Here is a 26,779-nt window from a genome sequence, read left to right on the forward strand (position 1 = left end):
CTCAGACTTGGATGTTCCCTGATGAGTATGATTTTTCGCATATGTATGTCACCCGCGCCTGTTTTTACTAGTTGTGTTCTTCTTATATCTTTCCCAGTTTTGTCTGGTTTCTTTCTTGCTGGCTGAATCCTTTAGGTAGATGGTCGATCCCATAGAGCGCCTGTGAAGTTCGTTTCTGGTTGCAGCGTTATTTGCATAATGAGGAGCCAGGGAATGTTCCGTAGATCCGCCTCTTGCAAGTTTGCTCCGGTCAGTATGGCGTCGCTTAAATTGGCCTTTCTGAGATCTGCCCAGCTCAAATCGGCCCCACTCAGATCTGAGTGGTCTAAGTTGGCGCCGCACAAATTGGCTTGTTTCAGGTCTGCCTCTTGTAAGTTTGCATGGCTCAATTCGATGTCACTCAAATCTACCAGGCTCAAATGGGACCAGCGCAGATCTGCCATTCTAAAGCTGGCCCATGTACATCTGCTCCACTCAGTTGTATCTCTATCAGGGTGGCTTGCAACAGGTTAGACATTCTTAAACGAGCACCCCTTAAGTCTGACCCACTTAAGTCGGATCGGTACAAATTAGCTCCACTTAAGTTGGCATTTCTCAAATCGGCCTGATTCAGGTTGGCCTCCCGTAAGTTTGCTCCCTGCAAATTGGCCATGTTCAAATTAATCCAGAATGAATCGATCTTCTCTAGATGAGCACCACTCAGGTTTACCTCAACCAGCTTCGCTCTGAAGAGATTGGCTTTATGTAAGTTTGCCTTTCTGAGATTTGCCCAACTCAAGTCAGTTCCGCGTAAGTTGGCTCTACTAAGATTGGCAGTGCTGAAATCGGATTTTGACAGGTCTGCATTGCTAAGATCTGGAATGACTTCAGGATAATTCAGTCTCCATTGATTCCAGGATAGTGCTCCCAACGTGAGTTGCTCAATATGTGTTTGATTGGCTATCAGGATACCTCCTCAGGTTTTATGTGCCGTTAGTATATTGGTCTACGAGCTTGTATATCTCACGCTATTAGCCATGCTCGCGCGAAGTGCATGATCCTTGCACGGAAGATGACAGAGATCCAAGATTCGGGGATTATGATACTCTTTTCAATTTTGATAGAGAATGCTTGTTTATAATATATTTAATGTATATACATATTTTATTCTTTTGAGCTGTAATACCTCTATGAGTGGGTAGAAGACTATGCTTGAGCTGTTAATGCTGATGTAAACATCAAGAGGATAATGAGGCTTAAAAGTTCCTTTGATTATGTGCTCTTTTCCGTTTGGCTTGTCTACGTGTCGCCTGGAGGTCCATGCCTCGGTAAAGGGTATCAACAGAGAACTGGATAGTGAGGTGTTCAAGGTTGACGGTGCTTCCTGGCCCGTAGGTGCGCAGTTTCCATCCATCATCTTCCCGGTGGTATACCTCTATCCATATGCTGAAGGAATCAACGAGTACATACTCCTGGATACTCGGATGTGCGAGGTAGGCACGAAGTTTTTCTCCTGTATCGATGGCCTCGGTACTGGGTGAGAGAACTTCAATGACTATGCAAGGATGAAGAATAGCATTGTCCAGAGCATGATCGCTTTCCTCACAGCTTACACTCAGATTTGGATAGACATAGTAGGACTCAGATAATTCCAGGCGAATGTCAGAATTATAGGTCCAGCAAGAGCTCATTTCTAAAGCTCGCTCTATGACAGCTCCCAGGCGGGAACTGAGCGCAGAATGGTAGGTGCTCCCACCGGCAAGCATCCGGACTTCTCCATCAAGATATTCATAGCGTGCATCCTGGCTGTTATTGTCAAGTGCCAGATAGTCTTCTCTGCTCATGAATAGATACTCTGGAAGCGCCATTGTTTCTCCTTTAATGCTGCTACTTTCTCATGTAATGGCTTAGTTCTTGAGAGCATACCATATTTTCTTTCAAAGTGTATGAGGGCCTTGAATATCGTGCGATGTGCTAATCGCTTATCTTGAGTGAGGAGCCTCAGAACTCCTCCAGGCAAGTGTCCAAGCCTGTCACCATCTTCTGCGTGCGTTCCTGGTAACGGGAGGGTGCGAAGCCAGAGGAAATGTCTAAGGGGAAGTTTAGCCACAAAGCGGAACCGGGCTAGGTGAAGAGCGGACGGGTGAACGCGAGTGAACCCTTGATGAGGCTGCGTTAGGCACTGGTCATCGGAATGTGGATAACAAAGACGATGATGTTGGGAGAAAGATGAAGGGACGGTATTCCTCTTCATGAAGGCTGGCAGGCGATATTCCTGTCAGCTAGGACACCAGACCTCCCCGCAGTAAAGAGGGCACCCACCCCGCTCATATCTCGGATATGCGGGACACAGGAACCCCGATAGGGTCTACTAGCAATGGTAGTCAGCCAACCGTAAGGAAGGCCTAACTCCCTAGCGGGAACAGGAGGAACCAAGAAGCGAACGCCGCCAGCCGTAAGGCAAAAGGGAAGACATAACCTGGCGGATAGGACCATCATAGCAGCTGGAGATATCCAGATCGAAAGGTCGCAAACGTGGTTCTGGTGAATCACCCAAAGAACGATGTGAAGATTACTCATTGAGGGAAAAGTTAGATGCAAGGCAAAACCTTAGCAAACGGAACCGAAACGCACCCCGACACCAACTGGAACGGCATTGACTGGCACCAGCAGGAGCGGCGTGTTCGTAATCTGAGACAGCGGATCTTTCGGGCAACCCAGGCGGGCGATGGGAAACGCGTCCGCTCGCTCCAAAAGCTCATGTTGCGCAGTCGTGCGAACCGTTTGGTGAGCGTGAGACGAGTTGCGCAACTCAACACTGGCAAAAATACGCCGGGAGTGGATAAGGTTCTCTTAAAAACACCAGCCGCCAGAGGTCGAATGGTCGATCATCTCGGTCACTACTTCCTTTGGACGGCCAAACCCGCGCGTCGCGTGTACATCCCGAAGGCAAATGGCAAACAACGCCCACTCGGAATCCCTGTAATGATAGACCGCTGCATTCAAGCAATGGTCAAGAATGCCCTTGAACCAAGCTGGGAAGCTCGATTTGAAGGATGTAGTTACGGATTTCGACCGGGTAGGGGGTGCCATGATGCTATCGAGAAAATCTACAGGCTAGCTCGCCCAAACAAGCGAAAGAAATGGGTTCTCGACGCCGATATCAAAGGCGCGTTCGACAACATTTCGCATGAGCACCTGCTCAAAACCATTGGAAGCGTTCCAGGGTGTGAACTCATCAAGCAGTGGCTAAAAGCAGGATACATGGATAAAGGAGTGTTTTACGAAACAGAGGCGGGAACGCCTCAAGGTGGCGTGATCAGTCCGTTACTCGCCAACATTGCTCTTCACGGAATGGAAGAAGCGTTGCAGATCAAGCATCGAAAACGTGGTGAACTGGACAGCAAACGAGCATTAGTGAGGTACGCAGACGACTTCTGTGTGTTTTGTGAGAGCCAGGAAGATGCCGAAAAGGTCAAACAGATCCTTACTGAATGGTTGGGCAAACGAGGGTTAGCTCTTTCACCAGAGAAAACCCACATTGTTCATCTGACAGAAGGGATCAACTTCCTGGGCTTTAACATGCGACACTACAAAGCCGCAAACACAAAAACAGGATGGAAGCTGCTGACCAAACCAAGCAAAGAAGCGGTACAGAAACATCGAGAGAAGATGAAGCAGGAATGGGAAGCGGTCCGAGGATGGACAATGCAGAAAATCCTGTGGAAACTTAACCCGATCATTCGCGGATGGGTGAACTATTACCGAACGGGAACAGCCAAGGAAACATTCAACAAGCTTGATAACTGGATGTTTTACAAAGAGGTAAGGCACGTCAAGCGAATGCACCCCCACAAACCCAAGAAATGGCAACAACGCAAATATTGGGGGAAGTTCAACCTGGACAGGCAAGACCATTGGGTGTTTGGAGACAGACAAACAGGTCAACACCTGCTCAAATACCGATGGTTTCCCATTGAGAGGCACATCCTGGTCAAAGGAACGGCGTCACCTGACGATCGAACCCTGAAAGACTACTGGCAGAGAAGAAACGCGGCAAAAGCCAAAGATCTTACACCCAGTAGGCAGAAGATCGCCAAGAGACAACAGGGAATTTGCCTGGAATGTCGAGAGACGCTCTTCAACGACGAGGAGCTTCATGTGCATCACAGGATACCAAAGGCAAAGGGTGGAAAAAGCAACTACGGCAATCTCGTGTTAGTACACGCATTCTGCCATCAAAAGATCCACGCTGGAGAGGATGTAAAAGATGAGCTATCGGGGTAGGGAAGTTCGTGATTTGCTTGAGCGGCTTGAAGGGAAACTTTCACGGGCCGTTCTGAGGGGGCCGAGGGGCAGCAATGCTCACTCGGCTACCCGACTGCTGAAAGAGCAACTGGGAAGAAGTGGGCCGTGTCGTGTCTATCGGGAGCAATATGTATGTATTCCGGGCCTGCCCTTGGTCGTTCTTGATGTGGTGGTTACCTGCGATGTTGGAGAGAGAGATAAAGACACCCGTCGCTGTTTCTCCGCCTTTGGGCAGCAGAGACGAGGCGTTGGTGCAACTCCAGACCACTTGAGGGCTGAGAAGAGGTGCCCGTAAGCGTCTGGTGAGCGTCCCCAAAATGGGAATGTGTTGACGCGTATGGCCTTCTCGCCAGAGAAGAAGCCGCTCTTCGAGCTGACTGCAAAATGGCTGCCTGGTGGGAGAAGCCACTCCCGCTTTGAAACTGGGAATCCATCCTGAAATAGAGCGACCTGCAATTTTGAAACACTCAATGCTATCGACAGGCGGTGTACCACTGAAATGATGCCTGCAGGTACCTTGCTCCTCACGTGCCCCTATACTCCTCCCCGTCTTTTCAGATGTTACTCCACACGTACCCTGTGCCTGCCCCACCGTTGTCCCCTCCTGTTTTGGTATGCTTGCTCGGGAGCCAGATGGTACGGGAGGTGGAAACCATAAGGTGTGTGCTGGCACTCATCAGGGAGCGTGTCCAGATGACTCGTGCCGTCCGTATAGATGGTCCGCTTTGCTGAAAAGGATAAGAAAAAGAAGCGTCGCGTGAGAAAGTGAGTCATATGCAACAGAATATCTTTCGTTCGAGCAGGGACCCTTGGCCAGAGATGGAGCAGGCGCTAGAGCGGGCTATTGAGCTCTCTGTAGGAAGAAAAGAGTACACCATTGCCGATGGGCGGCTGGTCTATGAGCAGCATCGTCACTATCGCTACGCTTTTACCCTGGCGTCGTCGTGAGACCTGCCCGACGGCACAGACTTCCAATTACAGAGTTCAGATTTCGACCACCTGCTCGTGGAGTTGTCGAACACGAAGGATGATTGTGTCACGATTACCGTCACACAGCGCTTGCCGGAGCGCACGCTCTCATGTGCACACCTGGTAATTGAACGTGCGCATCTCCTGCGCAAAATGAAAGACGTGTTGGTTCAGTTCCACGCTTCTCCTGGCCTCGGCCTTAAGCTCTTTGGATATCGTGAGTGCATCGAGGAGACCGTTGCGTCCTCTCTTCTTGATACGATCAGCGACGTGTTTGTTCCTGACGATGCACAGCACCTGGCGATCCAGCGTGCGCTAGGCAGCGAGGTCCAGCTGATCCTGGGTCCTGGTGGAACCGGCAAAACCGACGTGCTGGCTGCTATTGCCATGCTGCATGCTGTTCTGTATAAGCGTCGCGTTCTGATTGCCTCGCACACCAATATCGCGATTGATAATGCGATGATCCGTCTGGCGGCGTTCTTTCGCAAGCAGGGAATGGGCTGTTTTTTGGATAAACAGAACCTGGTCCGTGCGGGTAGTCCCCATCTGGCTGAATTGGAGACGGATGCGTACCGCCATGTGACGCTTTCCTCCATCGTCAATGATGAGATAGCGTTACAGCGTGAGGAAATTGCCCGGATAGAACGCAGGCGCGAAGAGGTGCTGTCCGCTATCGCCACGTATCAGGAAGCATTTCCTGGACATGCCCGTGCCTGAAACCAGCGCCAGGAGGAGCTGCTTTGTCAGCGGAAACGGGCCCAAACGGAATTGGAACGTCTGGAAGCCGAAGAGCAACGCCGCCTGACCCCCATCCTGGCACAACTTTCGTCGCTGCAACAACGCGATACCGAGGCAACCCAGGCCCTGAAGGTCGCGAAAGCAACGTGTCAGGCTGAGGAAGCGCAGCTTGAGCCGTTGAAGCAGTGCTATGACACGCAGTGGCCACGCTATGAGTCCGCCTGGAAAAAGCTTGCACAGTTGCGTGAGTACCCGCCTGTTGTCCGCTTTTTTGTCCAGCTTTGGACTGACGTATGGGAACAGCCGCTGGAAGCCAGTATCCAGGATCTTGCTGCGCCGCTGCGTACCCTGCAAGGCCAGATGGGCCCTCTCCAGAAGCGGGTTGCCAAAGCCACGCAGGACGCTGAGTGGGCAGAGAAACGACACAACACGCTCTAGGCCGAGATGGCCACCTGGACTCGAATGCGTGATACTCAACTGGCATCGTATCTGCAAGCGAAGGTCGCCCTGACGCAGGAACTGGAGGAACTGGAACGTGAACTTCAAGCAGGCCATGAGCACCTTGCAGCGCTCGAGCAGGCGTTGGTCAAGGCTCGGCACACGCGAGATGTGATCGAAGATGGACTGGCACATCTTGATCAGCACGTCGAGGAGGCCAAACGAGAGGTCGCACGCTTTGTGCTGGAAGCAGCGCAAGTGGTGGGGACGACCCTGACCGGTTTGTATCTCAATCCGACGCTGCTCAATCAGCAGTGGGATGTGGTTATCATTGATGAGGGTTCAATGGCCCCTCCTCCGGCCGTGATGATTGCAGCCCAGTGTGCACGAGACCATGTGACTGTTGTCGGTGACCCATTGCAACTTGCCCCCGTGTGCAAGATCAGAGATCCCAACGTTCCGCATTGGCAACAGGATCAGGACCTGGTCCAGCGCTGGCTGGGACGCGACGTCTTTTATCATGGTGGCTATACCCTGCAGCAGGCCGGATCTGGGACGCATCACTGTGTTCTCCTGCCCTATCAGAGCCGGATGCACAGCGATATCTGTGACCTGGTGCGTGATCTAGTGTACCAGGGACTCCTCAAAAATCGCCATCCCGCTGCGCCGCGCCCAACGTTTGGACCGGAGCCGGATCATGCAGTGGTGCTCTACGATACCGGAGGAACTGAACGGACGCTGGCGCTCAAGCCAAAAAGCGGCAGGTCGCGTTACAATCCTTATCACGCTGAGGTTGCGATCAAACTGGCTGAGCGGGTCTTGGCCGATATGCCCGGCAAGAGGCCGGAATGCATCGGGATCGTGACCCCTTATGCAGCTCAGCGAGACTTTATAAAAGAGTTGATCCGGGGAACGGCACTGGAAACGTACGCGCGCGTCGGCACCGTCCATGCTTTTCAGGGTCTTGAGTTCGATGTGCTCGTTTTCGACACCGTGGAGTCGCCGGGGATCAGGATCTCTCGCTTTATGAGCGATCGATGGGGAACGGATGCCATGCGTTTGCTCAACGTGGCGGTGACCCGTGCCAGGCACAAGCTCCTGATCGTGGCAAACATGAGGTATATTCGTCAGCAGCCCGCATCTCACCTCTTACCGCAGATGATGGAGCTGGCATGTCAGAAGAAGTGTGTCCCTGCAGAAATGCTGGATGCGTAGGTATTTCTCTCCGTCCGCTTTTTCCATGTTGGAGATACCTCAGCTTACGTAGTGCCAGGCGTATGTATCGGGGAGGAGTATTTTTTTCTGCAGCAAGACATCGTTTATAATCTCTGATAGAGAGAAGTCGTTTAATATTTTTATGTGAGAGTATGGATGCATAATAATGATATGACCGCGTTACAGCAGGCGCGACAGGCGCTGGAACAGGGGAATCCGCAGGAGGCTTTTCAGATTTTTCATCCGATTTTGAGCTATTCGGGAAAGACCTGGGAGCGAAGTGACTTCGTGGAGACGTGGAGCGTTTTTGCTGAGATCTCCGCAATCCTGGCGGGAGAAGAGTTCACCAAATTTGTGCATGCGGTTGTACGTCACCCTGAAGATGTGCAAGCTCTGTATAATGTAGGGTATCAATTGTTTGAGCAGGGGCTTCCTGACCTGGCGGCAACGGCACTCGCCCGAGCACATGCCCTGGATCCCGATTCAGCAGATGTCCTCAACGAGCTGGTAAGCGCCCTGGAGACTATGGGCATGAACGCAGAGGCCTGCCGTCTCCTCCAGGCTCGCCCTGAGGTCGTACAGCATAATTATCTGAGCCGTTATCTGCTGGCCTTTAACGCGATCATGAGCCGTGATCTGGAAACTCCACGCAACCTCCTTGCATCACTCCAGCAAGGGTCATATGAGCACCGAGAGGAACTGGCGGGTCGTATTGCGAGCATGTTGGCCCGCGCAGATGCGATCAAAGACGTTTCCTCACTGGACCAGCAGGATCTACGTGGCTGGCATTATGTCTTAACGGGTGCCTTTTTACTCCATCTCTCGCCGTATGGCTTTGATGAGGGCATGAATGGACGCTATGCTTTTGTGCAGGATACACGAGATCTTTGCCTGGAGGGCATCCTTCGCCTGGTAGCTGCCTTGAAGGAAATGGATATTTCCGTCCCACGCATCTTTGCTTTGCCTGAGCGTGGCAGCACTATTCTTGCCCAGGCCCTGGCATTGAAACTTCACGTTCCGCTGGTGTATTGGAGCGATGAGGGGCACACAGAGCCAGGCCTGATCGCCGCTTATGACCTGAGCCTGTTGGACGGTCCAACCCTGGTCTCGCTTCGCCAGCATCACCCAGGACAGGTGCTCTGGAGCCATGCAACCTGTTGGACGGAATCGTTCCCCTTCACCGCTGACGTGACAACCTTTCTTTATCAGGTGAACCATGCCCCCTGGGAGAGTCAGATGAGAGTGAATCCTGAAACTAAACAGGTGGAAAACACCCAACCAGATGAGCATGATGCAGCCATTATTGCGGCAGGATTGCTGCAAACGCAGGTGAATAACGAAGCATTAGAGGATGTGCCGAAGTTACAAGCCCTGGTGAAGACTGCTGCTACCACGCACGGAGCAGTTCTGCCGGCAGCCTTGAGCACACAGGGGCGTCGTCAGCAGCTATGGATAGCTCACCCGTCAAGAGTTCACGTTTCGCATAGATTTCTGCCCTGGGAGGACGTTTCCCTCCTTGCCATTCGGCAAGGAGGTGCGCAACAGCACATCCTTGCTCTTGTCGTTTGATCCAGAAAAGCTGAGGAGGAGGGGAAGCAGGCGACAAAGTGATGGGCGAGGCATGACAAAGAGCTCGATCAACAGTCCTTGCTACACATGTACATCATAAGATTGCTCGCAGAGAACAATGATCGCTCTTCTGTGGAACCGCATTGCCCTGGCGCCGGTGTGTGTGACAACCCGTGGGAGCGCAACGCCAGAGAGGACCTTCCAGATGGTCGTGGCTGCAATGGATGTGCCTCAAAACCATCCAGGAACCGTTTTTCCTCACGGCGTCCCTTTCGTGAGATGTCCAGGAATAGCAATATCGCCGATGAGAAATCCCTCTGGACACGGTGTGAAGGAATGATGAGTGAGGTGTGATTTTTGGGCTAACCATGGTCCAGCGAGAAGGGCGGCATGGTGCTTGTCGCGGGCATAGACAAACTGATATTCATCGAGCAGATGCGCCTCTGTATCGTGAGGGTTTGTTTCGCGACTTGCCCGTACAATCCAGAGAAACAGGTAGTCATCCCACGTGACGATATCCACCTGATCAAAGGGCAAAGGCAGGCCCGTATGCTGCGAGAGCGCGGCGAGAATCTTTTCCGCGCTCTCTCGATAAATCGGCTTATGCAGGAGCGCATGATAGACCGTGATGGTCCCAACCCCGGCTTGTCGTGCCAGCGTTGGGATATCAATGGGATAGCGCATTCTCAGGTGTTCCAGTGTTGATTTTTTCTTTCTCTCTTCCATTGCTCTCCTCGTAGTGATCGATACATTCTCCTGCCATGATGTCTGCTTCCTGCTTCCTGTAGAAACATGCTCCCTGCCAGCAGGGATTATTTTTGCCCATAGGCAATATAAAACTCATGGGTGGTATGGCAGGCTTCCCATTCCTGTGGGAGCGCCTCCAGGGTCGCGTCAAAGCTGGCAGGACCAACCCCACCGACCAGACAATAAAAGTTTTTGAGGCTCTGGAAGGCAGCATACATATCTTTCGCGTATAAGTTCCCTTCCTTGCCGCCCCAGGCGCCGACAGGGAGCTGAAAGGTTTTGGTGTGGATATGCCCTAAACCAACGCTGGCCAGCAGATCTCCCAGATATTTCATCAGTGTCAGGTCGATGCCTTTCCTGGCACTGGCTGCTTGTCCCCATTGCAGGAATGTCTGGGTACAGGCACCAACATGCTGATAGCCATTTCCCGCTTCGGCAAGCTCAATGTAGCCTCCTGGTTTGGTGACACGAACAATTTCTTGTAGCACGGCAGGCCACAGGGTCGATGGGATCGCACTGACGAGGAGGCGTTGATGGGCAAAATCGAAATGGTTGTCGGGAAACGGGAGAGGGTGCATGACATTGCCCTGCACGAAGTGATAGTTCTCAGGAGGCTGCAGCCCCATTGATTGCGGCTGTTCAAGGTCCAGGCCATACACCTGCGCCTGAGGAAAGTGGCGTGCGATGTCATGAGCCCATTTGCCCGTTCCCGTGCCAACATCCAGGATCCTTTGCACCGTAGGATCAATGGGCGCGTGATAGTGTCCTCCCAATAATTTGTGGAGGGTATAGTGCTGAAAATTAATGCGTTCCTCCTCACGCTCATCCTTCGGTAACGCATAAGGAACATCAACGCGATGCCTGCGCCCTCGGATAAATGCGACCGGACGGGTGAACAGATGATCAGGACAGGTGCTCCCTGCCGATTTTTTCCTGCGCAAGAACGAAAAGAGACCCATTTGTGTGCTCCTTTACTCGTGAGCCAGCCAGGCTCCTGAAAATAGTGTGAATAAGATCGAGTGTTGTGCGATGGTACGAGTGACCACTGTTATCCGATGGCATGACTCACAAGAGCTTGGGTGGTTCCTCTCCCTGGTGATCAGGGCTATTCGTGGTATTACTTTGAGAAGCATCTATGGTTTGCGTAATTAGCACCATGGCCTGCTCGCCGACATGGGTGCGCAATTCCTGATGAAGCAGTTCCATCCGCTCCATTTTGCTGGTAATAAACTGATGCTGTGAGACGCCCGACGCCGTCCCCGACAAGCCACGCCTGGCGGCCGTGTATTCCGCATCAATAAGCTCAAGTAAGCGAACAACGTCGCTGGGATGCTGCGGCATGCTATTTCCTCCTGATATGTACTATAACTCTATATAGAAAATGACAAAATGATGTCCTATCTACATATTGTCCATGTGAAAATATGTAGGTGCGTTTTTTAATAGTGGAGGGTGTACAATACTTTGTGTAAGTGATCCTACAATAAGGAGTGAATGATGAAGAAGAAGATGGAAGACGGAGGCAAGCATATGAGCATTCGACCTGAATTGATTGACGAATTACTCAAAGAATGTACCGATCCTACCCAATTGTTGGCCGAAGGCGGTTTCCTCAAGCAGCTGACAGGCGCCCTCGTGGAACGGTGTTTGCAAGCGGAGATGGACGTGCACCTGGGCTATCCCAAACATGGGAAACGTGATGAAACGACTGGCAATGTCCGCAATGGCAGCAGCCGCAAGACGCTCAAGGGCTCACAGGGAGAGATTGATATCGTCGTCCCCCGCGATCGGCATGCCAGCTTCGAACCACTCTTGATCCCCAAGCACGAAACACGACTGGAAGGCTTTGACGAGAAGATCCTGGCCTTGTATGCTCGTGGCATGACCACACGCGACATTCAAGCGCAGATCCAGGAACTCTATGGGGTTGAGGTCTCACCCACGTTCATTTCCAATGTGACGGAAGCCGTCCTGGACGAGGTTCGTCAATGGCAGCATCGACCCTTAGAGACCCTCTATCCCATTATCTATGTGGATTGCCTGGTCGTCAAAGTGCGCGAAAATCAGCGGATCATCAATCGAGCCCTCTACCTGGCTTTGGGCGTGGATATGCACGGACAAAAAGAGTTACTGGGAATGTGGCTGGGTCACAATGAAGGAGCCAAATTCTGGTTGTCAGTCTTCACCGAACTGCAGAACCGGGGACTTAAAGACATTTTCATCGCCTGTGTCGATGGTTTGACCGGCTTACCCGAAGCGATTGAAACACTCTATCCTCACGCACGAGTCCAGCTCTGCATGGTTCATATGGTGCGTAATTCACTCAAATATGTGTCCTACAAACATCGCAAGGAGGTCGCGGCAGACTTGAAATTGATCTACTCAGCTGCCACGGAAAGTGAAGCGCAGGTCTACCTGGATCTCTTTGCCGAGAAATGGGATCGGCAGTACGCAAGCATCAGCAAAATGTGGAGAACCAACTGGAGTCATGTCGTCCCGCTGTTTGCCTTTCCGAGGACATTCGCAAGGTGATCTACACCACCAATGCGATCGAGTCAGTGAACATGTCGTTACGCAAAGTCACGCGCAATCACCGCATTTTTCCCTCAGATGAGGCCGTCTACAAAGTGGTCTATCTAGCTATGCACAACATTGCCAAGAAGTGGACCATGCCGATCCGTAATTGGATACCTGCATTAAATTGTTTTGCGATTGAATTTGGGGAGAGATTTCCTCACTAAATGAAATGACATACACAAAGTACTGACTCTTCCTCACTTTCCGTGCTACTCTCTACTATGTTGCTTTCAAAACACGTTGGCGCAGTAATGAGAAGCCCCCTCGGCCATACATGGAACGCTTAATATACTTCAGTTTATTGATTTTTCCTTCGACTGGTCCATTACTATACGGGAGGGTCAGCGCCGCCTGAAGAGCAGAGGTTTCCTTTTGCAACCCTTGAGCGAAATTTTCCAACTCACTGATCCCACTGGTAAGACAGGTCAAAAGCCATGTATCCAATTGTTGGGCGCTTCGTTCCTTCATCATCGTGACAAACTGCTGGACTAATTCATAGGCAAGAGTGATCGACGGGTCATGGCGAATGAAGGTGAGCGTCTGTCGCTCTTCTTCATCTAAGCGTTCCAAATCACGAATGAGCAGCCAGGCGAGATGGCGAGGAGCTGGCAGATTCGGTGATGGCTTCGCCTGGGTTGAGGACTGGCTGGTAGCAGCAGAGGCTGCCTCTTCTTGAAGCTGAACCCAACGATAGATCATCATCCGACTCCCGGAAAATTCACGTGTTTGTGCTTCCTGCCATAATTGACTGACGGTGTGACACCCTTGTTGCCAGCGTTGTTGCAGATAGGTCCGGTAGGGGTCGAGGGCGCTTGTGGTGCGGGTGGCTCTTGCTCGTTCGGGAAATGTGGGAGCTTGCACAAATTTTCGGACCGTTTGTCGGCTGATCTTGAATTGCTTAGCGGTGCCCAGAATACTTCCACCCTGTTTGTAGTGTTCAACAACTTGCTCATAGAGAGCGTGACGTCGCAATCGTGATCCGTCGGCGAGCATTTTCTCAGTGCTCGTTCGTTTTTGGCGTAAAACAGGCTTTTCTGGGTTGTCTGCCAACGCCTTAAGTTGGGAGTGAATACGGTTAAGAAAGCGCTCGACAGCTTCACGAAGATTTTTGAGAACATGCCACCGATCGATGATTTGTTGCGCCTGAGGAGCGCCTTCCGTCGCCCCACGTAGGTACTCAGTAGAACGATCACGGCTAATGATTTCGACACCGGGATGGTGTCTCAACCATTCAGCAAGCGTTTCTGCCCGCCGATCCTCTAGGAGATCGACTGGCTGGTGACTCTCTAAATCTAAGAGAAGCGTGCCATAGGTTCGTCCTCGCCGAAAGGCAAAATCATCTACCCCCAGGACTCTTGGGGTAGGTCGAGATGGAGTTGCAGCTTTTTTCGCTCGTCGCAGAAGCGTGTCTGCGCTGACTGGCATGGCTAATTGATCGGTCAGGCGTGACCCCGCTTGCCCACTGAGAACCACTGCGATCGCGTCCAGAATCGTTCCTAATCGGGCCGTTTGCCGAGCCGAGACGGGAAGGGCTGACAACCGTTCCGCAAAGGTTTGTCGTTGACACTGCTGATTCTGGCAACGAAAACGACGTACCTGTAAGGCGAGCTGAGCGATGCAACCACTGATCGGTAAGTCTTGTGGTGAACGTGTGTAATAACTATGGACCCGATATGAGATCTGCTGACAAGATGGGCAAACTGCAGTTGGGCTGGTCGCAAAAGCAGTGATCTTCAGGATCGTTTCATCACTGGAAATCTGCTGGATCTCAAAACCGGATAACAAGAATGGAAGCGTATGCAAGAAGAAGCACCTCACACATGATTTGTTGGAATCGAAAATATTTCTCTTCTTCTTTTTCTACGAAGATGGGTTGCAAAATCAGCACGGAAAGTGCGGAAGAGCCAAAGTACTTGACAGACTCTTGTCTGATCTGCTATCGGCCATATCACAAGAATCGTGGCATCTGGATAGACAAAATGATGTGTCCCCTTTTTCCCAGGCAAGAGTCGGGCCGAGGATTTGAGCAAGATAGGAGAAGTTTTTTGCTTTGTCAGACGGTAGAATGTGTTGCATGCAATTAAGCAGCGGAAGACCTTTGTGCGCAATACGTCCAGGAGAGCATACGACTCACGTTGGGAGAAACGCACTCGTTACGTTCTGAGGTCGTTCTGCTTCAGTCTCAAAGAGAGGGACTGCCGGAGCCTTTCGGCTCCTATTCAATCGTCAAGGAGAGGGACTGCCGGAGCCTTTCGGCTCCTATTCAATCGTCAAGGAGAGGCATCATGAAATTTCTGCTCACCTCTGGTGGCATCAGCAACGACAGCATTTGTAATGCCCTGGTTGATCTGCTGGGCAAACCGATCGCCGAGTCCAGCGCCCTGTATATTCCCACCGCGCTGCACGCCAACATCAATGGTCCGACCATGCTCGCCCGGCTGATCCGCGGAGAGACCAACAGCGCTCCATTCCCTGATGGATACATCTCCATGTGCAACATGGGGTGGCAGACGCTGGGCGTGCTGGAGCTCACCGCGTTGCCCAGTATCGATAAAGAGCGTTGGCTCACGCTGGTCCAGGAGACGGACGCCCTGCTGGTGGAAGGCGGCGATCCCCTGTATCTCTGCTACTGGATGCAGCAATCAGGACTGGCCGATCTCTTGCCGGAGCTTGGGCGCGAGATGGTCTATGTGGGACTGAGCGCCGGGAGCATGGTGATGGCCCCCAGCATCGGGAGGACTTCGTCCGCTGGAAGCCGCCCACCGGTGGCGATAAAACGCTGGGACTGGTTGATTTTGCGATGTTTCCGCACCTGGATCACCCCTCTATGCCGGACAATTCCATGGCCAACGCAGAAAGATGGGCCGCCGGCATGCCGGTACCGTCATACTTGATTGACGATCAGACCGCCATCAAAGTGATCGACGGAGCAGTCGAAGTGGTCTCCGAAGGCCATTGGAAACGGTTTACGCCCTAAGTTTCGGATTTTTCAATGCTGCCTCTACCGCTGCCCGTCAAGCTAGATTTGTCACGAACAAATGGTAGGTTTTTTCAAAGAAAGAAAACACTGATGAACACACGTGATCAGCACCAAATGTTGCCAGATGTGGGAGGAACGGAGGAATGAGAAAAGTTATTGTACTCGAATTCATGACACTTGATGGTGTCATACAAGCCGGAGGCGGGCCAGATGAAGATACCAGTGGTGGCTTCGCGTATGGCGGGTGGCAAGTTCCATATTCCGACGATGTTCTTGGAACCGTCATGAAGAAGCAGATGAGTATGCCGTTTGATCTGTTGTTAGGGCGCAAAACCTTTGAAATTTGGGAACCCTACTGGCCGAAGCATGTCGACATATGGCCGGGCGCCAGCACGGCAACCAAATACGTCACCTCGAATACCAGGACTTCTAGCGAATGGCAGCCCTCCGTGTTTTTAGGCGGAGACATTGTGGAAAAAATCAGCCAGCTCAAGCAGCAGGAAGGGCCGGATTTACACGTTTACGGAAGTGCAAATCTCGTTCAGACGCTCATGAAGCATGATTTGGTCGATGAGTTCTGGCTCAAGATCTACCCACTGACGTTGGGCAGTGGAAAACGGTTGTTTGTTGATGGCCCCATTCCAGCGGCGTTCAAGGTAACGGATAGCAAAGTCTCCCCAAATGGCATCATTATCGTGAATTACGAGCGTGCCGGCGCGATTACAACCAACACGGTGTCAGGAAGCAGACATCCCTGAGGTCGCGAGGAGCATTCCCAAACTCACACTTGCTTCGACCGCGTATCACGCGCGACCGGGGGGGAATCGGCAGATTGGTGAACAGCAATTCGAGGTTGTGAGCCTGTGCCGATTTCCCACGTCGCTTTTTCGAGCTGTGAGATGTTGGCCAAGCGTCGGATACTCTTTTTGCTTTTATATAATCTTATTATATGACTTTTTGCTTATCGCAGGAGAATGATACAACTTTTGCTACCTCAGTACAGTTGGTATTGCCAATGGCACGTGCATGGTGGTGAAGCGTACAAGCCATACAAAAGATGCTACGCTGATAAGAAATACTTGATCAACAGCCAGGAGTTCTTATTGTCCAGTCGTTGATAGGACACTGTATCGAGTAGTTGCCGGGCAATAAAGAGTCCATAGCCATGAATGTGAATCTCATTGAGGTCGGGATCTACCGCCAGCCTTTCATTAAAAGGGATACCAGTGTCTATGAGATTGATTTTCAGAAAGCGTTCATCAGGATCAATCAGCAGGGAAATTGAGATACGCCCGGCCTCTGGCTTGTTCCCATAGGCATGCAATGCGCAATTCGTATAGATTTCATGGACGGCCAGTTGGATATTGTAGGCAGTTGTCTCCGGGTCAGGGAGACGTTTCACATGTGTCAGGAGTGCTGTGATACAACTGCCCAGGACATTAAGATATTTTAATGAGGCTGGAAAATCCAGCCAGATGGTATTGTTGAGCTCTGATTGGCTGCTCATTGTTGTATCCCTTTCACAATGAAGAGCGTCTGTTCATCAAGTTGACTGGCACCTGCGGTAAACTGGTTATAAACAGAGCGGCGCCCAGGCCTTTACCGCTCCAGAGCACACCAAGCGCGAGCCATGTCTCTGCAAGCGTTTCGATAACGGCGCTATGTGTCTTTAGCATATGCTGGAGAGGGTCATAAATGTCTTTGTAAGACATAGTAGCCTTAATTTTTTTCTGATAATGATTGTTGAGCACGTTCAAGCGCCTCTTCTTGAGTGGCGTAGATCGCAAAAATGCTATCGAGGCGCGTCAATTCAAAGATTATACGCACTGTTTGCTGTAAGTGGCAGAGTAATAGCTCACCCTGTTGTTGTCGATAGTGTTTCATGCCAATGACTAGAGTCGCAAGCGCAGTCGAATCGACAAAGTTGACCTGAGCAAGATTGACGATAAGATTGCGTGGTCGACCATCCCCCATTGTCTTTTGTAAGAATTTTTCGACAGCAGGTGCTGCATAAGCATCAAAGCGACCACCGAGTTTGAGTACCGTGACATCATTTATCAGCTCATTTGTAATATCCACTGTGAGCTCCTTTTTTCTCTTTGTGTTTTACTTTCAGTCAGGCCTTGGAAATGGAACAGATACTAATCGACGATGTCATCAATTGGTAGATCACTCGCGGCGGCATAATTTTGCTGCCCAATAGCTTCTCGGATGAATTTAATAAATAATTCATCCATCATTTTTGAGTATATCATTTATTTATGTTAATTTGCAAAATTAAAGATGTCAAATGTTATATTGTAGAGTAAAAAGTAAATAATCTGTTGCAACTCGAGTGTAGTATGTTTGCAGGAGGCAATTATGAAACAGGCAACAATCAGACAACCAAACAAAGCCTTTTTGGCTCAAGAGATCTTAGATTCGCTTGAGATCACCATGGCAGTTGTTGATACAGACGGAACAATTCTGGCCGTCAATGAAGCATGGAATCGTATGGCACGAGCAGCTTGTTCATCAGCTCAACTGAGCCGTACTCGTGTAGGAATAAATTATCTTCAGATTTGTAGAGAAGCGCGGGGAGCCTCTGTGGAGCTGGCTTCAGAAGCGGCTGCGGGCATTGAATCTATTTTAAGTGGAAAAGTACCATTATTTTCCTTAGAGTATCCCTGTTTTTCGCCAACAGAACAGCGTTGGTATCTGATGCAAGTGACCCCTCTTCCACAACACCGAGGAGCTGTAGTGGCCCATATTGATATTACGACGCGTAAACATCTTGAACTGCAACGTCAGGCCCAGTTTGAGAAAGCCGCAAGGATTCAGCTTCAACTCCTTCCAGAGAAACTGCCCCTGGTCAATAGTCTGGATATCTATGCATATTCACATCCAGCAGAACAGGTGGGAGGAGATTTCTATGATTTTCTCTCGTCTACTACGCATCCTTTTATCTTCACTATTGGGGATGTGAGTGGCAAAGGGCTGTCAGCAGCGTTTCTGGCAACAGCAATCCATACTATCCTTCATACAACCATGCGTGCTTTTCCTCTGGCAGATCCGAAAGCGATCATGGTTAGTCTGAACGAAGATCTCTATGATGACTTCACAAAAGTAGGGATGTTTGTGACCATGTTTACGGGTTGCTACGATCCCCAGACAGAACAGCTTATTTATGTGAATGCTGGCCATTCTCCGGTTATTCATTGTCCTGATGGTGGACCGGCTGTATTGCTGGAAGCCGAGGAAACTGGACTGGGTATTATTCCAACCAGTTTTTATGAGAATCAGCATATTCGGTTGTCCCCTAATGACGTGTTCGTTGCTGGAACCGATGGGCTCAATGAATGCTTCAATGCCAATGGTGAGATGTTTGGCTACGAGCGATTGCTCAAAACAGTAGAAATGCTAGCGGACCGGCCAGCTAACCAGATTGGTGTCGAGTTGTTCAAGGCTGTTCATCAATTCGCACACGGCTATCCGCAATCTGATGATCAAACAGTAGTTATTCTCAAAAGAATTGCTAATTGAATGTTGTTTCCCGAGGATGAAGAACTCACCGTTTACAAGAGGGGTTCACGTTGTAAATCATCTTCTGTAGGAATCGCTAGTTTGCCGCGGCTAAAAGCGTCAGCCAGTCCCCATCGCCCGGGTATATCATAAATATCCAGGCGTCCGAAAGTGAGAGGAACGGCCGGGTCAACAAATAGTCGGTCTCCGATGGGTTCTAAGCCAAGCAAGACTCGTATCATCAATAGTGGAGTGCCAGTGGCCCAGGCCTGGGGGCTGCAAGCTGTAGGATACTCAACTGGATATTTTGTTGTGGTACGTGGATAACCCGCAAACGCTTCAGGTAAGCGTCCTTTGAAATAAGATGCAGCTTCGAGCATACCCACCGCCAGGCGAGCCGCCTCTTCGCGGTATCCATACTTCCAGAGCCCCCAGCAAATAATTGACGTATCATGAGGCCAGACTGTACCCACATGGTAACCAAGTGGATTATAACCACCTTCGGACGTGGCCATAGTACGTATTCCCCAGCCTGAGAATAGCAATTCACTTAATAAATGTTGCACACAGTAATGAGCCTTCTCCTTATCAAGGATGCCGCTCCAAAGCAGATGTCCGATATTGGAGGTAAGTGAGTCTACCTTATGGCCTTCACCATCAAGGGCAAGAGCGAAGAATTTTCGTTCTGGTATCCAGAAATCTTGATTGAAACGTTGCTTGAGAATAGCCGCCTCCTGCTCCAATTGTTGGGCCAGAATAGGATCATACCAGAACTCTCTTGCCAGGCGGGCACAGCGGATTTTGGCATCATACACATAACCTTGAATTTCACAAACTGTGCGCGGCAAGCTCGAGAGTGTCCCGTCAGAATAGAGGATGGCATTCCATGAATCCTTCCAACCCTGATTTTCCAGGCCAGTTTCTTTGTTCGCACGTTCATATTCAATATAGCCATCTCCATTGCGATCTCCATACAACCTGATCCAATCTATTGCTTCCCTCGCCTCTTTTTCTAGTTTTCGTACAAGATCCCCATTACCGCTCCAGCGCTCATACTCGTCAAGCAGGATCAAGAAGAGAGGTGTTGAATCAGCGGACCCAAAATAGGGAGATTGGGGATACTCTTTAAACGTTGTTAATTCACCATAGCGAAGTTCATGCATGATTTTACCTGGCTCTTCATCGCGAAAAGGATCCAGTGTGGAACCCTGCCATAATGCCAGCGCGAGCAGGGTCGTTTCAGCAAGTTCAGGTACAAATGGCAAGGCTTGAATACTAGTAATAATGCTATCGCGACCAAAGATGCTCATAAACCAGGGAAGACCTGCAGCCGGCAAACTTTTTCCAGGAAACAATGGGGGATAGAAACGAAGCGCAGCCAGATCTATCAGGCTACGTTGATAGATGCGTTCGAGCCATTTCCATTCACATGAGAGGCGTGGGGCATTCTTTTTCCACTGATTCAGGCCGCTGATCAAGCCGGGATGGAGGAGATTGCTGGATGGCTTGACTACAGCGGGAGCTAGATTTTGTAAGAGAATTGCGGGCGAAATCTTAACACTAATGGTTGTTTTCCATTCATTATGGGGTAAGATATGAGCTGAGAATGTTAGACCCTGTTGATCAAATTTGGGATTATGTGTTGCGGTAATCAAGGTCTCACGTATATAGTGTTCTCGTTGATAACCGAGCACTAATTTATTGCGCCTGGTATTGACCCTTTGATACATCTGACCTTTTTTCTCTAATGCGTATTTGACTTCAAAAACATCTGCAAAGTCTGCAGCAGCATCAATGCGTATATTGAGATGAATTGAAATGTTTTGGTGGTTAAGCAGTGTAAGTTCTTCGCGAAAGCCCTGGCTTATTACACGTTTTCTTAAAATAGAAAGTGTTGTATCTACATATGAAACCTCAGGTCCAGGAACGAGAAAGAATTGGACTGCAAAATAGTCGAGATCATCGATCGATAATACACTGAGAGGGGCACCATCAATAGTTAGTAACCAGCGAGATAAAAAACGTGTGTCGTACGAAAAGAGTCCTGTTGGTTCATGCGGAGAGGCCTGGATATTTCCACAGGAGTCACTGACAACAAATGTGTTGCCATCGAGAATATGGATCTGGTTGCTCTTCATGGTAGTATTACTCCTTATCAGATCAATACCCGGCTCTATTAGCAGAAAGAGAAACATACCGAATTACGAAAAAAATATGTCAGATCCCTTCCATAAAGAGATCAAGCAAAGATCCAGATAAAGATTGTTAGCGTTAAGTCTGTATACCTGCTGTATGCTGTATGACCAGGCAGATTGAATTGGATTATTCTCATCGCCCAGGATCTTTGTGAGCAGAATATGGATCTGAGTTTTCCATGTTAACACGCCTGATCATATAACCTTGTTGACAGTGAAAATCCAATATATAGATGAGTGCGTTTTATGTCATAAACTTGATTTTTAGCAACAAAGTTGATTATACTATGTTGATAGCGGATATCAACGCTCTCCCGAGCATGGGTGTCGCTGACCATTCCTAATGCCTCGCGACTCCCTTTTTTATGTCCTGTACGTGCCTGGGGAGGCATACAGGATACGAAGATACATGGATGTACCCCCGTCTATTTGTGTAGAGAAAGAGAGCAAGGAAATGCGAAAACCTCTATCCCTCTTTTTGCGTGTTTCTCCTCTATTTGTTGCAGCCATCGTGATAGCGCTGCTTGGTGTCGTTCAAACGGTGCACGCCGCGCGAACCTGGCCAACCTATCAGTCTGGTTCGAGCGGGGAGAATGTTCGCTCTATTCAGTATATGCTTGTACAGCGTGGATATAGCCTGACTGTCGATGGACAGTTTGGCTCAGGTACAGCCTCCGTCGTGAAGAGCTTCCAGAGCAACAATGGCTTATCGGCGGATGGCATTGTGGGTGCACAAAGCTGGGAAAAGCTGATTGTGACGACTCAGAATGGTAGTAACGGAAATGCAGTCACAGCCTTGCAACGCCAGTTGAACGCACATGGCTCTAGCCTGACGGCTGATGGCTCTTTCGGTCCGGCAACCGAATCGGCGGTGAAGAGCTTTCAGAGCAGCAAGGGCTTGAGCGCCGATGGCATTGCGGGACTCGACACCTGGAGTCAGCTGGTTGGTGGCAGCGGAAGCGGTGGGAGCAACGGAGACAAACTCACGCAGAGTCAGGCCGCGAGCATGCTTAGCAATGCGGGCATCAGCGTTACATCCTCGGGCGGTTGTACTGACCGCAATAATTCAACTTGTACCTCACTTGACCAGATCCGACGAGGTACAATTGATGGGGTTATTGCGTTCAAGAACGCGAGCGGGTGCGCGATCACCATTACTGGCGGCACTGAAACAGGACACGCCAGTGGCACCTATTCCCACTGGAACGGTTATAAAGTAGATGTTTCACATACGACCTGTGTGACGAACTATATCCACAACCACTTCACCTACAAAGGGCTACGCGGCGATGGCGCACCAATGTATGACGACGTCTCTGGAAACCGTTACGCCGATGAAGGTTCCCACTGGGATATCACCTATTACTAAACCGTAGGGTCCAGGCACAGTTTAAAGGACCGCATGACCGGGGAAGGTATCTCCTGACAAGGCAATGTGAGCTAGAAGGTCTTCAGGAGAGCCCCTTCCCCGATTTTTTTTACCTCATCTCAGGTTCCTGCCCACTTTCGATGGAAAGGCTCATCTCTCCACCACTATCTCTTTCCTGCCTCCTCAATGCTATGCTCGAATGATCTGATGATGATATTTGCTTGTTTCCATCAGGTTCAATTCGTGCACATGTGACACTCCGCACGCCCTGAAGGGGCGGCGGCTTCTTCCACTCCTGCGTACGCCACTGTTCGAGATAGATAGCGTTGCTATGACTCACTGAACAGAGGTAATGGGCGAGGAATAGCTGAGGGCGCCACCATCCTGGCGTGATCCTCATGGGTGGTGCCATACCCCTTGCCCGTTCCATGCCTTCGTGCTCGGCGGCGTGATGGGCCACCTTCGCTGTTGGCATCTTGGGAACGAACAACACCTGATGATTTCTCATCCCTCTCTCCTGGACCCAGGAGAGGAGCGCGAGGCTTTTCCTGATGGTGAGCACGTGTACGCAAGCGCTGACCAATGACCACGCTCGCATTGCGATCGGCATGGCCCTTCATGCCACACGCAGGACACCAGGCCAATGGTGCCCCAGGGGTGTAGCCTTCTGGCTCGGGCCCCTGCTTGGCATGGTAACGTACAATCAGGCCATGACAACGGGCGCATTCGCGGCTCGTGTTGCGCGGGTTCACCCGACTCGTGATCATGCCCTCGTTCCACGCTTTATATTTGGCATTGGTGAATATACGCCCCTTCATCCAGAAGGCTCGTTTGCTGTTCCCTCGGCGACTGTAGCGGCCTTTTTGCGGCTTCAGCTTGCCCAGATGTTCAAATACCAGCACACTCGCCTGATGCTGACGAGCAAAGTGGACAATGCGCGCACTGATCAGGTGTGCCACCTGCTCATCCACATGACGGATTTTCTCCCATAATGCCACATTATCGGGTTCGTTTTCGGCCAGGATACCCGTCTTACGACGGTTGCGGGCGATCCGACCAAGCAGCCACTTCCTACGGCCATTTACGCGTTTGCCGCCACTGAGAAAGGTGGTGGCAACGGTCGAGCCGTCGGCTGTTTGGATGGTACAGACCGCCAGATGATGGTCGAGATTGAGATCAATGGCACAGATGCGTGTCTGGGCATGAGCCAGTTGCACAGCCACCTTCCCCGGACTGGTGAAGGTCTTTTCGACCGGGGTATGCAACCGCCAATGTGAGCCATGGCGAACCAGCGACGGACTCCCCGGCTCATAGCCATCGGGCAGGTCACGGCTCAAGAGCCGAACGTTGACCCAGATCCACCTCGCCCCTGTCCAGAGCTTGAGAAGAATGGAGGACGCAGTGCGCCCTTTCCACTGGCCCTTGTAGAACGTCGGCGACCGATTCCAGGTCCGCGGGGGAACCGGGGGTGCTCGGTGAAACGCTTCTTTTTGAGGGCCGCTTTCTCTTTGCGCGCACGCCACTTCTGCAAGCTCGTCTCAAAGGCATGGGCGGAGCCAAGAGCCGCGTGAATAGCGGCACGGCGAAAGAGGGCAGGAACCTGAGGAGCAATGACATCGAGCGGCATCACCGGATCGGGGTTTTCTTCCGTCGCATGGGTCAATGTCTCAAGGGCATGCAAGGCTTTGTGTGAGGAAAGCAACAGCACCTGCTCGTGAGCTGTGATGACCTCAAAGTAGAAGGAAGCCACTGTGTTGAACAATGCCTGGGTGGTCGTAAACCAGGCAGCATACCGGGATGGATACTGCATTGCTTGTGTGATGGTTTTCGTTGCCTTTGCCATGCGATGACTCCCTCCCTCCCTCCTTCCTCCCCGCTAGATTCCTTTTTGCGCATTGATATAGTGTTGAATGGTCTCAGCACTCACTGCACCAGCCGTGCTGGCAAAATAGGAACGGGTCCAGGTCGAAGGCATTTTCTTCATGATAGGGGCGAACTCCCTTCGTAAATGAAAGGACGTGATGCCCTTAAGTTCTTTCACCACATCAGCGGTACTTTCAGAAGGCCAGACGCGGATAAAAAGATGAATATGGTCAGGTTGAATCGCCAGGGTGAGAATACTCCACCCTTTTTCCAGATATTTCTCTTCGAGTATCTGTTGACACCGTTCTTTGATGGGACCCGTAAGAATGGCTTTGCGACGACGAGGACACCAGATGAGATGATACACAATAAGATGGACGCGGTGCTCGTCACGCTGATACTGCAATGTACTCGTCTTTTCCATTGTTGCAGTATACAGGAGAAAAGACGATATTGCAACAAGCGAGGGCTAAAGCCCACGAGAAACCCGCCTATCCGCCTGGGTTCAAACCACAGCGGCTTGCGGCGGGTTACGCTTATGTCAGAAAGATAGAAATGTAGTCAGCGTGTTGTAAGGACCGAGAGCAAATGGAGTGGTGTCACATCTGTCCGTGTTCTCTCGTCTTCTATACGAGCCTCTGAGAGAGGCCTTCAACGTACAGAGAAATACGTTAGACCCTTTAAAATGAAGCTGGAGCTTCTCTTCAGTAAAGACACCAATGGAGAATAATGATGCAAGCACGAATGACCAATCCAGCAATGATCCTTCCCGACGTCAAAACTGGTGTACAAGCCCTGATAAAGGCCACGAAACAAGGCGGCTTGCCACCGTCTCTACTTGAGCTTGTCCATTTGCGCGCGAGCCAGATTAATGGCTGTAGTTTCTGTGTTGATTCCGGAGCACGCAGCGCGAAGAAGGCAGGCGAGACCGACGAGCGCCTCTTCGCCGTGGCGGCCTGGAGGGAGGCTCCCTATTTCACTGACGCCGAGCGTGCTGCTCTTGCGCTCACTGAGGCCGCCACCAGGCTCGCCGACCGGGCCGATCCAGTCCCTGACTCGATCTGGGATGAGGCTGCCAGACACTTCGACGAAAAGGGCCTGTCCGCCATCATCGTTATGATCGCCACCACCAACCTGTTCAACCGCCTCAACGCTACCGTCAGACAGGTGGCGGTCCGCCAGACCTGGTAAAGACCCCGGGCCCCTTCCCCTCATCGCAGCCCGGGTCTGGTTTACTCCTGAGAGTGAACCAGGCCCGAGGAACTGCGAGAGGGGAAAGGGAGCGAAGCCACTTTTGCCGTGACGAAAAAAGACGCCGCATCGTGCCCCCGCTGCGATACGTGGGAGCAGATGCATTCAGAAATGTTTGGGAAGAAGTATTCTTCGTCGTTTCAGGTCCATATCAGTCATTGTCTCACGTTCTTTCTGGTTGAGATGCCCTTTCCCCCGTGGTGATCAAAGGCAATAAACTGCCCTGCACATGGCGGGTCCATCCAGATGAACAGACATCATAACACTCAACGGCGGGAACTAAACCCTCGTGAGTGAAGATGAGTTGCGTTTTATTGCCCTGTTGCGAGATGTCAAAACGAACTTTAGTGCCCGTCCACTCGCTTTTGTCTTTCACAAAATGAAGAGAGGAATCCGTGACAAGCCAGACGACTTTCTGGTCAGGAATAATGTCTATGACTTTCATTTTGCTATAATCGATGTCTTTGACCTGATAGATAAACTCATCATTAAGTTTGTCCGTGCTGCCTTCAATGTCTCCCCCCGTCCACCATGTGCGAACATTGGTGATGGCATTGAAGACTTCTCTGGGAGTCTGGTCGACCAAAAGGGTTGTGGTGAAACTGTGCTTATCCATGGTTTGGGTCATGTTCATCAATCCTTTCCTGAGGTTCAGTCATGCTCGTATGCTCTTCTTCCGTGGTAGATGGTGTGCTCGACTCATCAAGCAAATAGCTCCGCAGGGCAGCCAGACGCTGATCCCATTGTGCTTCAATGGCCCCAATCCAGGTTGTGGCGGCCTGCAATGCCTCTGGCCGTGGCATATACCGCCGCTCCCGGCCTATCTCGCGGGCCGTTACGAGACCGGCCTGTTCTAAGGTCACCAGATGTTTGATGATGGCTTGACGTGTGATGGGCAAATGGGCGGCGAAGCCCGCTGCTGTTCCTGAGCCTTCTTCGCACAGGTGTTGCAGCAACAGACGACGCGTGGGATCAGCGAGCGCCAGAAAGACTCGCTGCGTCTGTTCATCAGTCATCACCTGTTTCTCCTTTCTGACTTCGGCGAGATGCTCTTTCGTATCACCGCTAACAAGCAATACA

Annotated in this window: 26 protein-coding genes and 2 pseudogenes; 13 read left to right on the forward strand and 15 right to left on the reverse strand. The window is 50.9% G+C overall.

Features of this window, described 5'->3' with window-relative positions; all coding sequences use genetic code 11:
* Positions 1-131: 131 nt before the first annotated feature.
* The 3 genes from KDW_RS15885 to KDW_RS15895 all read right to left on the reverse strand — a co-directional run bounded on the left by KDW_RS15885 (position 132) and on the right by KDW_RS15895 (position 1,847).
* Positions 132-443, reverse strand: coding sequence for a pentapeptide repeat-containing protein (locus KDW_RS15885; protein ID WP_151756863.1), 312 nt, complete (start codon positions 441-443; stop codon positions 132-134).
* Positions 416-910: a pentapeptide repeat-containing protein gene (locus tag KDW_RS35940; protein ID WP_151756864.1), complete on the reverse strand. Its 495-nt coding sequence runs from the start codon at positions 908-910 to the stop codon at positions 416-418. The genes KDW_RS15885 and KDW_RS35940 overlap by 28 nt, the downstream gene beginning before the upstream one ends.
* Before the next feature lie 325 nt (positions 911-1,235).
* Positions 1,236-1,847, reverse strand: coding sequence for a Uma2 family endonuclease (locus tag KDW_RS15895; protein WP_151756865.1), 612 nt, complete (start codon positions 1,845-1,847; stop codon positions 1,236-1,238).
* Between the two features lie 727 nt (positions 1,848-2,574).
* On the opposite strand from KDW_RS15895, the gene ltrA reads away from it, so the two are divergent.
* The 7 genes from ltrA (at position 2,575) to KDW_RS15925 (ending at position 9,216) form a co-directional block, all read left to right on the forward strand.
* Positions 2,575-4,266, forward strand: coding sequence for a group II intron reverse transcriptase/maturase (ltrA, locus tag KDW_RS15900; protein WP_151756866.1), 1,692 nt, complete (start codon positions 2,575-2,577; stop codon positions 4,264-4,266).
* Entirely contained in the window at positions 4,250-4,582 is a 333-nt protein-coding gene (locus tag KDW_RS15905; RefSeq protein ID WP_151756867.1) for a hypothetical protein, read from the forward strand. The genes ltrA and KDW_RS15905 overlap by 17 nt, the downstream gene beginning before the upstream one ends.
* A gap of 479 nt (positions 4,583-5,061) precedes the next feature.
* Positions 5,062-5,235 (forward strand): hypothetical protein, encoded by a 174-nt coding sequence (locus KDW_RS31785; protein WP_162005277.1) that lies wholly within the window; start codon positions 5,062-5,064, stop codon positions 5,233-5,235.
* A gap of 63 nt (positions 5,236-5,298) precedes the next feature.
* Positions 5,299-5,973, forward strand: a complete 675-nt coding sequence (locus KDW_RS15910) for an AAA domain-containing protein (RefSeq protein WP_162005278.1) — start codon at positions 5,299-5,301, stop codon at positions 5,971-5,973.
* A 51-nt stretch (positions 5,974-6,024) separates the two neighbouring features.
* Positions 6,025-6,432: a hypothetical protein gene (locus KDW_RS15915; RefSeq protein ID WP_151756869.1), complete on the forward strand. Its 408-nt coding sequence runs from the start codon at positions 6,025-6,027 to the stop codon at positions 6,430-6,432.
* Positions 6,433-6,456: 24 nt separating this feature from the next.
* On the forward strand, positions 6,457-7,647 hold the full coding sequence (locus tag KDW_RS15920) for a DEAD/DEAH box helicase (RefSeq protein WP_162005279.1): 1,191 nt from the start codon (positions 6,457-6,459) through the stop codon (positions 7,645-7,647).
* 156 nt (positions 7,648-7,803) lie between these two features.
* Positions 7,804-9,216 (forward strand): tetratricopeptide repeat protein, encoded by a 1,413-nt coding sequence (locus KDW_RS15925; protein WP_151756871.1) that lies wholly within the window; start codon positions 7,804-7,806, stop codon positions 9,214-9,216.
* 258 nt (positions 9,217-9,474) lie between these two features.
* On the opposite strand, the gene KDW_RS15930 is transcribed toward KDW_RS15925, so the two are convergent.
* From KDW_RS15930 to KDW_RS15940, 3 genes are all read right to left on the reverse strand, one after another.
* The gene (locus tag KDW_RS15930) at positions 9,475-9,942 is read right to left on the reverse strand and encodes a hypothetical protein (RefSeq protein WP_151756872.1); all 468 of its coding nucleotides are present in this window, start codon (positions 9,940-9,942) and stop codon (positions 9,475-9,477) included.
* 86 nt (positions 9,943-10,028) lie between these two features.
* The gene (locus KDW_RS15935) at positions 10,029-10,922 is read right to left on the reverse strand and encodes a class I SAM-dependent methyltransferase (protein WP_151756873.1); all 894 of its coding nucleotides are present in this window, start codon (positions 10,920-10,922) and stop codon (positions 10,029-10,031) included.
* Positions 10,923-11,028: 106 nt separating this feature from the next.
* Positions 11,029-11,304: a hypothetical protein gene (locus KDW_RS15940; RefSeq protein WP_198925283.1), complete on the reverse strand. Its 276-nt coding sequence runs from the start codon at positions 11,302-11,304 to the stop codon at positions 11,029-11,031.
* Positions 11,305-11,493: 189 nt separating this feature from the next.
* On the opposite strand from KDW_RS15940, the pseudogene KDW_RS15945 reads away from it, so the two are divergent.
* Positions 11,494-12,704, forward strand: a pseudogene (locus KDW_RS15945) (IS256 family transposase).
* Between the two features lie 55 nt (positions 12,705-12,759).
* On the opposite strand, the gene KDW_RS15950 reads toward KDW_RS15945, so the two are convergent.
* The gene (locus KDW_RS15950; protein ID WP_162005113.1) at positions 12,760-14,343 is read right to left on the reverse strand and encodes an ISL3 family transposase; all 1,584 of its coding nucleotides are present in this window, start codon (positions 14,341-14,343) and stop codon (positions 12,760-12,762) included.
* 482 nt (positions 14,344-14,825) lie between these two features.
* Here KDW_RS15950 and KDW_RS15955 point away from each other — a divergent pair, with 482 nt between their 5' ends.
* Positions 14,826-15,434, forward strand: a complete 609-nt coding sequence (locus KDW_RS15955) for a Type 1 glutamine amidotransferase-like domain-containing protein (protein ID WP_233097713.1) — start codon at positions 14,826-14,828, stop codon at positions 15,432-15,434.
* Positions 15,435-15,663: 229 nt separating this feature from the next.
* Complete coding sequence (locus KDW_RS15960) at positions 15,664-16,278, forward strand: dihydrofolate reductase family protein (protein WP_151756874.1); 615 nt, start codon at positions 15,664-15,666, stop codon at positions 16,276-16,278.
* A 302-nt stretch (positions 16,279-16,580) separates the two neighbouring features.
* Here KDW_RS15960 and KDW_RS15965 read toward each other — a convergent pair whose 3' ends face one another.
* Positions 16,581-17,027 (reverse strand): ATP-binding protein, encoded by a 447-nt coding sequence (locus tag KDW_RS15965; RefSeq protein WP_151756875.1) that lies wholly within the window; start codon positions 17,025-17,027, stop codon positions 16,581-16,583.
* Between the two features lie 212 nt (positions 17,028-17,239).
* Entirely contained in the window at positions 17,240-17,599 is a 360-nt protein-coding gene (locus KDW_RS15975) for an STAS domain-containing protein (protein ID WP_151756877.1), read from the reverse strand.
* 282 nt (positions 17,600-17,881) lie between these two features.
* On the opposite strand from KDW_RS15975, the gene KDW_RS15980 reads away from it, so the two are divergent.
* A complete protein-coding gene (locus tag KDW_RS15980; protein WP_151756878.1) occupies positions 17,882-19,042 on the forward strand; it encodes a PP2C family protein-serine/threonine phosphatase in 1,161 nt (386 codons plus the stop codon).
* Between the two features lie 32 nt (positions 19,043-19,074).
* Here the strand turns inward: KDW_RS15980 and KDW_RS15985 are convergent, their stop codons facing one another.
* Complete coding sequence (locus KDW_RS15985; protein ID WP_151756879.1) at positions 19,075-21,159, reverse strand: amylo-alpha-1,6-glucosidase; 2,085 nt, start codon at positions 21,157-21,159, stop codon at positions 19,075-19,077.
* Positions 21,160-21,670: 511 nt separating this feature from the next.
* Between KDW_RS15985 and KDW_RS15990 the strand changes: the two genes are divergently transcribed.
* Complete coding sequence (locus KDW_RS15990) at positions 21,671-22,585, forward strand: peptidoglycan-binding domain-containing protein (protein WP_170296547.1); 915 nt, start codon at positions 21,671-21,673, stop codon at positions 22,583-22,585.
* 329 nt (positions 22,586-22,914) lie between these two features.
* Here the strand turns inward: KDW_RS15990 and KDW_RS15995 are convergent, their stop codons facing one another.
* The 3 genes and pseudogenes from KDW_RS15995 to tnpA all read right to left on the reverse strand — a co-directional run bounded on the left by KDW_RS15995 (position 22,915) and on the right by tnpA (position 24,854).
* Positions 22,915-23,922, reverse strand: coding sequence for a zinc ribbon domain-containing protein (locus tag KDW_RS15995; protein ID WP_151756881.1), 1,008 nt, complete (start codon positions 23,920-23,922; stop codon positions 22,915-22,917).
* A gap of 93 nt (positions 23,923-24,015) precedes the next feature.
* Positions 24,016-24,428, reverse strand: a pseudogene (locus tag KDW_RS36515) (RNA-guided endonuclease TnpB family protein); the annotation flags it as partial.
* 33 nt (positions 24,429-24,461) lie between these two features.
* Positions 24,462-24,854 (reverse strand): IS200/IS605 family transposase, encoded by a 393-nt coding sequence (gene tnpA / locus KDW_RS16005; RefSeq protein ID WP_233097714.1) that lies wholly within the window; start codon positions 24,852-24,854, stop codon positions 24,462-24,464.
* A 326-nt stretch (positions 24,855-25,180) separates the two neighbouring features.
* Between tnpA and KDW_RS16010 the strand changes: the two genes are divergently transcribed.
* Positions 25,181-25,639, forward strand: a complete 459-nt coding sequence (locus tag KDW_RS16010; protein WP_151757385.1) for a carboxymuconolactone decarboxylase family protein — start codon at positions 25,181-25,183, stop codon at positions 25,637-25,639.
* A 223-nt stretch (positions 25,640-25,862) separates the two neighbouring features.
* Here KDW_RS16010 and KDW_RS16020 read toward each other — a convergent pair whose 3' ends face one another.
* Positions 25,863-26,327 (reverse strand): SRPBCC family protein, encoded by a 465-nt coding sequence (locus KDW_RS16020; protein ID WP_233097716.1) that lies wholly within the window; start codon positions 26,325-26,327, stop codon positions 25,863-25,865.
* Entirely contained in the window at positions 26,308-26,715 is a 408-nt protein-coding gene (locus KDW_RS16025; protein ID WP_151756884.1) for an ArsR/SmtB family transcription factor, read from the reverse strand. The genes KDW_RS16020 and KDW_RS16025 overlap by 20 nt, the downstream gene beginning before the upstream one ends.
* Positions 26,716-26,779 lie beyond the last annotated feature (64 nt).

This window comes from Dictyobacter vulcani, assembly GCF_008974265.1.
GTDB classification, from domain to species: Bacteria; Chloroflexota; Ktedonobacteria; order Ktedonobacterales; family Ktedonobacteraceae; genus Dictyobacter; species Dictyobacter vulcani.